Here is an 8,439-nt window from a genome sequence, read left to right on the forward strand (position 1 = left end):
TGGAGCGGGAGACGAGTCTCGAACTCGCGACCTCAACCTTGGCAAGGTTGCGCTCTACCAACTGAGCTACTCCCGCATCGCGGCGAACTGGGAAGAACATCCCGAAGGATGTTTGGAGCGGGAGACGAGTCTCGAACTCGCGACCTCAACCTTGGCAAGGTTGCGCTCTACCAACTGAGCTACTCCCGCACTTCCGCGTTCAGCGGAGAATGCGTATTGTACGCCTCTTTTCGGATTTGTCAAGAGCGTCGCGAAAAATTTCCGCGTCGCCCCCTTCAAGCTCCGGGAGGCGGTCCGTCCTCATGTGTTTGGCTTCCGGCTTCGGGAACGCCTCCAGCACCGAGGACGAATGGTCCCAGAGACGGGGGTCGAACCCGTACGCCCTTGTGGGGCGGCGGATTTTAAGTCCGCTACGTCTACCAGTTTCGTCACTCTGGGACCTGTTCAGATCAAAAAAAAGGGGAACTTGATGTTCCCCTCTCTTTTAGTCTGGAGCGGGAGACGAGTCTCGAACTCGCGACCTCAACCTTGGCAAGGTTGCGCTCTACCAACTGAGCTACTCCCGCAGGAATTCTTTTGGAGGCGCGAGGCGGAATCGAACCGCCGTGAACGGATTTGCAATCCGGTGCATGGCCACTTTGCTATCGCGCCGACCAATCTCAATGGAGCGGGAGACGAGTCTCGAACTCGCGACCTCAACCTTGGCAAGGTTGCGCTCTACCAACTGAGCTACTCCCGCACTGAGAAGGGAAATTCTACGGATCCACGGCAATTTGTCAAGGACTTTAGCGCTCCAGTACCCCCGCATTCGCGGGATGTGCGTACCGCTCACTTCAAAGACGCCTGCGACCTCGCCCCCGCCCCTTGAGTTCATTCGACATCCGATGCCTGACCGGGAAGAATCCCGGATGGCCCGCACGCCGCCCGCGAGTGCACGATGTTCCCCCCGAGGGGCTGCACAGCCGGCCCCGTCCCTCAACCATCCCCTTCGAGGCGTCCTCATGAAACGCTCCATTCTCGCCGCCGCCCTCTGCGCCGCCGCAGCATTGACCTCCGGCGCCGCAGCCGCGCTCGACAACACCGTCGCGCCGGAAGTGCGCTCGCTCTCTTTGATCCCGCAGACCGTGATGATCTTCGGGAACTCCTACACCTACTACAACTGCGGATTGTTCGACTACATCTGGGGATTCTCGGGCGCGTCGAAGGACTCCAAGCTCCTCGCCGAAATCTCCACGGCGGCGGGTGCAGGTCTTGACGTCCACGACGTCGGTCGGTTCCTGAAGCCCGCGCCAGGCGGCAGCATCGACCACCTCTTCAAGCCCGTGGACGGCCGCGTCTTCGATGCGGTGATCCTGCAGGCGAACTCGCTCGAGCCGATCGACCCGAAGCTGAGCGCCGGATTCCGCGAGCATGCCCAAAAGCAGATCGCCGCCATACGCGGATTCGGCGCCGAGCCGCTCCTGATGGTGACCTGGGCGAGGAAGGGGCGCCCGGAGATGACGCGCGCCCTCGCCGACACGACGATCACGGAGGCGAACAAGAACCACGTGATGGCCGTGCCGGTCGGTCTCGCCTTCGCCGAGTCGCAGCGCCTGCACCCGGAGATCGAGCTCATCATGCCGGACAACTCCCACCCGACCGCAGCGGGCTCCTACCTCGCCTCCGCCGTGATCTGGTCGTCGCTCAAGCACGAGTCCCTCGAAGGCAACACCTTCCTGGGCGGCTGCGAGAAGCCGCTTTCGCCCGAGACCGCGGCGAAGCTCCAGAAGACCGCCTGGGAGGTCGTGCACACGTTCTTCGGCTGGTAGAAGCTCCACCTCTGAAGATGCGCAGCCGGGAGGCGCCTGCTGACGACGCCTCCCGGTTCAGGAGCGAAAAAAAAGGGATTCTCCGGAGAGAATCCCTTCAAGTCTTGCTTTGCCTCTTCACGAGGCTCCCGGAAGGGGAGCCTCAGAGAGCTGCGTCATTAGAAGATGGCGCAGGCGCCGAAGCCGAGGGCCACCGAGAAGATGATGGCGAGCAGGCCGGGCAGGAAGAAGGCGTGGTTGAAGACGTACTTGCCGATGCGGGTCGTACCCGTGTCATCCATCTGCACGGCGCCGAGGAGCGTCGGGTAGGTCGGGAGGACGAACAGAGCGGAGACGGCGGCGAACGAAGCGACGAGCATGTAGGAGTCGCCCGGGTTCGCGGCGCTGATGCCGAGGGCGGCGACGATGGCCGGGGTGATGGCCTTCGCGGTCGCAGCCTGCGAGTACAGCAGCATGGCGGCGAAGAAGAACACGACGGCGAGGAGGGCCGGGTAGGCGGCGACGGTTTCAGCCGCGAAGCCCTTGATCTGGGCGGTGTGGCCGGACACGAACGTGTCGCCGAGCCAGGCAACGCCGAGCACGCAGACGCAGGCAACCATGCCGGACTTGAAGACCGAGCTGCCGGCGATGTCGCCGAGTTCAACCTTGCAGCAGATCGTCGTGATGGTGGCGACCGTAAGCATGAGGCTCATGATGGCCGCATCGCGAGGAACCACAACGTTCTTGATCAGGCCGACGGCGGGCGAGATGGCGGAGGCGTAGAGAACGACCGCGATGACGCCGATCAGGAAGATCGCAACGGAGCGCTTCGCAAACGGCTTGAGCTGCATCTGAGCGGCGCCATGGGAGAGCTTCACGAGGCCCTTGGCAAGGCGGTCCTTGTAAACCGGGTCGCTTTCGAGATCCATGTTCTGGATCTTCGTCATCACGAAGGCGGTGAGCATGCAGCCGAGGAACGTCGTCACGATCCAGATGCCGAGCAGAGCCGGGTAGGACCAGCCGAACGGTTCAAGGACGCCCGACATGTAGATCACGGCGGCGGAAACCGGGGAGGCCGTAATGGCGATCTGCGAGGCGACGACCGCGATGGAGAGCGGGCAGCACGGACGGATCTTCTGTTCCTTCGCGACTTCGACGATAACCGGGATCATCGAGAAGGCGGTGTGGCCGGTGCCGGCGAAGAGCGTCAGGACGTAGGTGACGATCGGAGCGAGATAGTTGATCTGCTTCGGGTTCGCACGCAGGACACGTTCAGCGATCTGAACGAGGTAGTCCAGGCCGCCGGCGAGCTGCATGCAGGAGATGGCCGCGATCACCGACGCGATGATCAGGATCACGTCCCAAGGAATGTTGCCCGGCTTCATTCCGAGGAAGATGCCGAGAACGAGAACGCCGGCGCCGCCGGCATAGCCGATGCCGATGCCGCCCAAGCGGACACCGAGATAGATCGCCCCCAGAAGGACGATGATCTGAAGTATGAGCATGAAATCCATGATGCCTCCAGGCATGTTGAGATCACTCTCCCCTTCGGCGCAGCCGGTCTTGAAAAACTGGTGGAGCGCCTCGGATTGAGGGCGGGATTTCAATCAGGCTTCCGATTAACCGTCAGCCTCCGGATTGCCGGCATGAGGGCTTTTGATTCCTCATGCCCTCAATCTGGAGGCAGCTGGTGTACGGCAACTCGACGTCCCGCTTTGGTGGTTGAACGTCGGACGTCCTTGCTCAAGGGCGCCCGACGATCTATCCCCTCCGAATCTTGTTTGTTATTTCCCGTTCGGATGGGGCGTTTGAACAGAATTACTGCTCAAACTTCGGGTTGATGAGGTTGTCGTACGTGAAGATCTTGCCCCACTCTTCTTCCGTGAGCATCTTCTTCTCTTCGACGACGATCTGGTGCAGCGACTTGCCGGTGAGGAAGCCTTCGCGGGCGCAGGCGGCGCAGGGCTTGTAGCCGAAGTGCGGCTTCAGAACCGTGACGATGCCAAGGGAGCCCATGACGAGGTCTTCGCAGTGCTTGGCGTTGACGACGATGCCGTCGACGCACTTCTCACGCATGGCGATGCAGGCGTTCGTGAGGACCTTCATCTGCATGTAGAGGGCGAAGGAGATGACCGGCTCCATCACGTTCAGTTCGAGCTGGCCGGCGGAAGCGGCGAGCATGACCGTCGTGTCGAGACCGATGGCGAGGAACGAAGCCTGGTTCGTCACTTCCGGGATGACCGGATTGACCTTACCCGGCATGATCGAGCTGCCAGGCTGGAGCTGCGGCAGAACGATTTCGGAAAGGCCGGTGCGCGGGCCGGAGGCAAGGAGACGGAGGTCGTTGCAGACCTTCGTGAGCTTGACGGAGAGGCTCTTGCAGGCCGACGAGAGGGCGACGTAGGCGCCGCAGTCGGACGTGGCGGCGATCAGATCGTCGCTGTTCTTGAAGTCGATGCCGGTGATCTTGGCAAGGTTCTTGACGGCGAGGGCCGGGTAATCCGGATGAGCCGTGACGGACGTGCCGATGGCGGTGGCGCCGAGGTTGACGATCTTGAGGTGCTTCTGAGCGTCGCGGATGACTTCGATTTCATCCTCGAGCGTCTTGCCCCAGCCGTGGAATTCCTGGCCGAAGGACATCGGGACGGCGTCCTGCAGGTGGGTGCGGCCCATCTTCAGAACGTTCTTGTTCTTCTCAGCCTGAGCGTAGAAGCTCTGGACGAGCTCTTCAACGGCCTTGATGAGGACGTTGGAGCGCATCAGCAGGGAGAGGTGCAGAGCGGTCGGATAGGTGTCGTTCGTGGACTGACCGAAGTTGGCGTGGTCGTTCGGCGAAACCTTCTTGTCGCCCTTCGCGAGGCCGAGGTGTTCGCAGGCGAGGTTCGAGATGACCTCGTTGCAGTTCATGTTGGTCGACGTGCCGGCACCACCCTGGAGCCAGTCGGTGACGAACTGGTCGTTGTACTTGCCGGCGATGAGCTGCTCGGCGGCCCAGATGAGGCCATCGGCGACGTCAGCGGGGATCGTGCCGAGTTCCTTGTTGGCCATCGCGGCAGCCTTCTTCACATAACCGAAGGCCTGGGCGAAGAAAGGCTCCTGGCTCATCGGCATTTCCGTGATGTGGAAGTTCTGCTTGCCGCGCATCGTCTGCACGCCGTAGTAGTCCTCATCAGGAATCTCGAGGGAACCGAGGAAATCGCTTTCAATACGGGACATTTATTGCTCCTCAATATGTCCAATGCGGCAGGCGCATTGCGCGGGCATCCCCGCCCGAATCCGCCACGTCGCTACCAGGGAATCACCCGGCCGGGCCGCCGCTCCTTAGAGCTGCGTTGGTCCGCCCTTCCGGACGATGGAAACCGCTGTGATCAGGAAGTTCTGATGCTACGTGAATATACGCACTTTCGAACTACCTCTCTTGCGTTGGCTAAATATTACTGCTTATTTTCTGCGAAGGGAATAGGTTGTAACGCGTTTGCTCCCCGGGAGAACCCTTATTCTTCCTAGAGAAAAACCGAAGATTATCCACAGCTCTGCACCAACATAGTGCGCATTCAGGAAGCGCCGAACGGTTGGAGTTCAGATGAACTGTGGAACCGTTCTTTCGTACGTGGATTTACGCATTCGTTGAAACCCTAATGCTCCATTGCGATTTGAAAAAAAAGAGCCGGAGTCCATGTGGATTCCGGCTCTCTTTAGATCGGCGTCCCCCGGAGGGGACGCCGGCGGATCATCGCTTCTCGAGAATTACTTCTGGATCGGCTTGATCGGGATCGACTTGCGGCTGTTCTCCGTCGGGAGGACCTTGTCGTAGTTGCCCATGCCCTGCTCGGCCATCTTGCGGCGGATGAACGCGATCTGGGTCTTGAGCGGCAGATCCTTCGGGCAGAAGTCGTGGCAGGCGAGCAGCGACATGCAGCCGAAGACGCCGGACTCGTCGCCGACCACTTCGTAGTAGTCGGCGTCGTTGCGCTCGTCGCGCGGGTCAAGGCGGAAGCGGGCGATCTTGTTGATGCCCACGGCGCCGATGAAGTCCGGACGAACGCGGACCGTACCGCAGCCGGCGATGCAGCAGCCGCACTCGACGCAGCGGTCGAGAACGTAGATGTCTTCGGCGAGCTGCGGGTCCATCGGGGTTTCCTGCTTGCGCAGATCAACCTCGTCGATCTTGGCGTGAACCCACGTCTGCATGCGTTCGGACATGTTGCGCATCCACTTGCCGGTGTTCACCGACAGGTCGCCGATCAGCTCGAAGGCCGGCAGCGGGGCGAGCGTGAACTCGTCGGGCAGGTCCTTCGTCAGCGTGCGGCAGGCGAGGCCCGGCTTGCCGTTGATCAGCATGGCGCACGAACCGCAGATGCCGGCGCGGCAGACGAAGTCGAACTGCAGCGTGGGGTCCTGCTCATTGCGCAGGTCGTTGAGCGCGATGAAGAGCGTCATCGAGTCCGATTCCTGGAGCTCGTACGTCTGCATGTGCGGAACGCTGTCGGGATCCTGCGGGTTGTAGCGCAGAATGCTGATCTTCAGAAGACGATGCTTCTTGGCGGGAGCAGCGTCAGCCTTGGCGGCCGGAGCCGCCGTCTGGGTCTTTTCCTGGGTCATTTTCTTCCAAAGCTCCCAAATTAGTCCTTCAGGGGTTCATCGATGCGCTCATTGCGGCCCTGCAGGCGCTTCGGCAGCAGGTGCTGGTACGGCATGATCGCGTCCTGAATGGCCCAGCGGTCCTTGCCCTCGGCCTGCATCTTGGCGCGGATGGCGTCGACTTCGGCCTGGCGCTTGGCGGACTCGGGGTTCTCGATGTAGTTCTTGACGCCGTAGCCGCGGAATCCCGGGGGCAGCTCCATCTTGGAGATGTCGAGATCCTTGTACGTGATCGTCGGAAGCGTGTCGCCTTCCTTCCAGGTGGCGATCGTGCGCTTGAGCCACTTCACGTCGTCGCGGACGGAGTAGTCCTCGCGGTAGTGGGCGCCGCGGGATTCCTGACGCAGCGACGCGCCCTGCGCGACCGTGAGGGCGACGCGGAGCATCGAGCGGGTGCGGTAGGCGTAGACGAGCTCGGGGTTGTTGCCGGCGACGTCCTTGACGGGGATCTTGAAGGAGCGCTTGTAGAGCTCTTCGAGTTCGTTGACGGCGTCCTCCATGTCCTTGCCCTTGCGGAAGATGCCGATCTTGGTCGTCATGATCTCCTGCATGCGGGTGCGCAGAGCAACGGCGTCTTCATTGCCGGTGTTCTTGAGGTAGCCGTTGAGTTCGGCCTGCTCCTTGGCGAGGGCGTCGTAGATGAGCGAGGTCGGGATGTCGATGCCGTTCTCGGCCTTGTCGCAGAAGTCGGCGATGTATTCGCCGACGATCATGCCCGCGACGACCGTTTCAGCCACGGAGTTGCCGCCGAGGCGGTTGAAGCCGTGCATGTCCCAGCAGGCGGCTTCGCCGGCCGCGAAGAGGCCCTTGAGGGTCTCGGACTCGCCGCTCGGCTTCGTGCGCACGCCGCCCATCGTGTAGTGCTGGGCCGGACGGACCGGGACCCATTCCTTCGTCGGGTCAACGCCGAGGAAGTAGTGGCAGATTTCGTAGACTTCGCGGAGCTTGTGCTTGATGTGGTGTTCGCCGAGGAGCGTGATGTCGAGCCAGAGGTGTTCGCCGTACTTGGTCTTGACGCCCTTGCCCATGGCGATGCGCTCTTCCATGCGGCGGGAGACCACGTCGCGGGAGGCGAGTTCCTTCTTCTCGGGTTCGACGTCCGGCATGAAGCGGTAGCCGTCGACGTCGCGCAGCAGACCGCCGTCACCGCGGCAGCCTTCCGTCACGAGAATGCCGGCCGGGAAGATGCCGGTCGGGTGGAACTGAATGGCCTCCATGTTGGAGAGGGTAGCCACGCCCGTCTTCAGGGCGAGGTCGTAGCCCGTGCCGTCGCAGATCACGGCGTTCGTCGTGACGCGGTAGATGCGGCCCGCACCGCCCGTGGCGATGGCGGTGGCCTTCGAGACGTAGGCCATCAGCTCGCCCGTGATCAGGTCGCGGACGATGGCGCCGTAGCAGCGCTTGCCGTCGGAGATGAGGGAGAGGGCTTCAACGCGCTCGATCACCGGAACCTTCTCGGCGATGATGCGGTCGGAAACCGTGTTGAGCATGGCGTGGCCCGTGCAGTCGGACACGTAGCAGGTACGCCACTTCTTGGTGCCGCCGAAGTCGCGCTGGTTCATCATGCCCTGCGCTTCCTTGCGTTCGGTAATCGTCACCTTCTCGCCGTTGATGATCACCTGACGGTCGCCGGCGGTGATGCGGGACCAGGGGCAGCCCCAGGCGGCGAGCTCACGCACGGCCTTCGGGGAGGTGTTCACGAACATGCGGACGACTTCCTGGTCGGCGCCCCAGTCGGAGCCGCGGACCGTATCGCCGAAGTGGACGTCCTCGTTGTCGCCGACGCCCTTGATCACGTTGCCGAGCGAGGCCTGCATGCCGCCCTGGGCCGCCTTCGAGTGGCTGCGCTTCGGCGGAACGAGAGAAAGGACGATCGAGTCGTGGCCGCGGCGCTTGGCCGCAACAGCCATGCGGAGTCCAGCAAGGCCGCCGCCGATGACCAGCACGTCGGTGTAGATGATTTTCATGAGTTTTTCCTCGGAAATCCCGCCTCCAGGCGGGAGGATCGGCG

The 8,439-nt window shown here is 62.2% G+C and carries 5 protein-coding genes and 6 tRNA genes; 1 reads left to right on the top strand and 10 read right to left on the bottom strand.

The annotated features are described in order from the left end of the window. The 6 genes from ACT6Y9_RS02475 to ACT6Y9_RS02500 form a co-directional block, all read right to left on the bottom strand. Window positions 1-76: transfer RNA gene (locus ACT6Y9_RS02475), tRNA-Gly, on the bottom strand. 37 nt (window positions 77-113) lie between these two features. Continuing rightward, window positions 114-189 (bottom strand) — tRNA-Gly (locus ACT6Y9_RS02480). A gap of 161 nt (window positions 190-350) precedes the next feature. After that, a tRNA-Leu gene (locus ACT6Y9_RS02485) sits at window positions 351-438 on the bottom strand. A gap of 52 nt (window positions 439-490) precedes the next feature. After that, window positions 491-566, bottom strand: a tRNA-Gly gene (locus tag ACT6Y9_RS02490). A gap of 11 nt (window positions 567-577) precedes the next feature. After that, window positions 578-651: transfer RNA gene (locus tag ACT6Y9_RS02495), tRNA-Cys, on the bottom strand. Between the two features lie 12 nt (window positions 652-663). Beyond that, window positions 664-739: transfer RNA gene (locus ACT6Y9_RS02500), tRNA-Gly, on the bottom strand. A 262-nt stretch (window positions 740-1,001) separates the two neighbouring features. On the opposite strand from ACT6Y9_RS02500, the gene ACT6Y9_RS02505 reads away from it, so the two are divergent. Then, window positions 1,002-1,808, top strand: a complete 807-nt coding sequence (locus tag ACT6Y9_RS02505; RefSeq protein ID WP_443743392.1) for an SGNH/GDSL hydrolase family protein — start codon at window positions 1,002-1,004, stop codon at window positions 1,806-1,808. A gap of 158 nt (window positions 1,809-1,966) precedes the next feature. On the opposite strand, the gene ACT6Y9_RS02510 is transcribed toward ACT6Y9_RS02505, so the two are convergent. The 4 genes from ACT6Y9_RS02510 to ACT6Y9_RS02525 all read right to left on the bottom strand — a co-directional run bounded on the left by ACT6Y9_RS02510 (window position 1,967) and on the right by ACT6Y9_RS02525 (window position 8,395). After that, entirely contained in the window at window positions 1,967-3,301 is a 1,335-nt protein-coding gene (locus ACT6Y9_RS02510; protein ID WP_443743393.1) for an anaerobic C4-dicarboxylate transporter, read from the bottom strand. 304 nt (window positions 3,302-3,605) lie between these two features. Beyond that, window positions 3,606-5,003 carry an aspartate ammonia-lyase gene (locus ACT6Y9_RS02515; RefSeq protein ID WP_295477538.1) on the bottom strand — a complete coding sequence of 466 codons (1,398 nt, stop codon included), beginning with the start codon at window positions 5,001-5,003 and terminating at the stop codon, window positions 3,606-3,608. A gap of 531 nt (window positions 5,004-5,534) precedes the next feature. Beyond that, window positions 5,535-6,389, bottom strand: coding sequence for a fumarate reductase iron-sulfur subunit (locus ACT6Y9_RS02520; RefSeq protein ID WP_443743394.1), 855 nt, complete (start codon window positions 6,387-6,389; stop codon window positions 5,535-5,537). A gap of 20 nt (window positions 6,390-6,409) precedes the next feature. Beyond that, window positions 6,410-8,395 carry a fumarate reductase flavoprotein subunit gene (locus ACT6Y9_RS02525; RefSeq protein ID WP_295477534.1) on the bottom strand — a complete coding sequence of 662 codons (1,986 nt, stop codon included), beginning with the start codon at window positions 8,393-8,395 and terminating at the stop codon, window positions 6,410-6,412. Window positions 8,396-8,439: the final 44 nt, after the last annotated feature.

Source organism: Sutterella sp. (assembly GCF_052272535.1).
Classification (GTDB): Bacteria; Pseudomonadota; Gammaproteobacteria; order Burkholderiales; family Burkholderiaceae_F; genus Sutterella.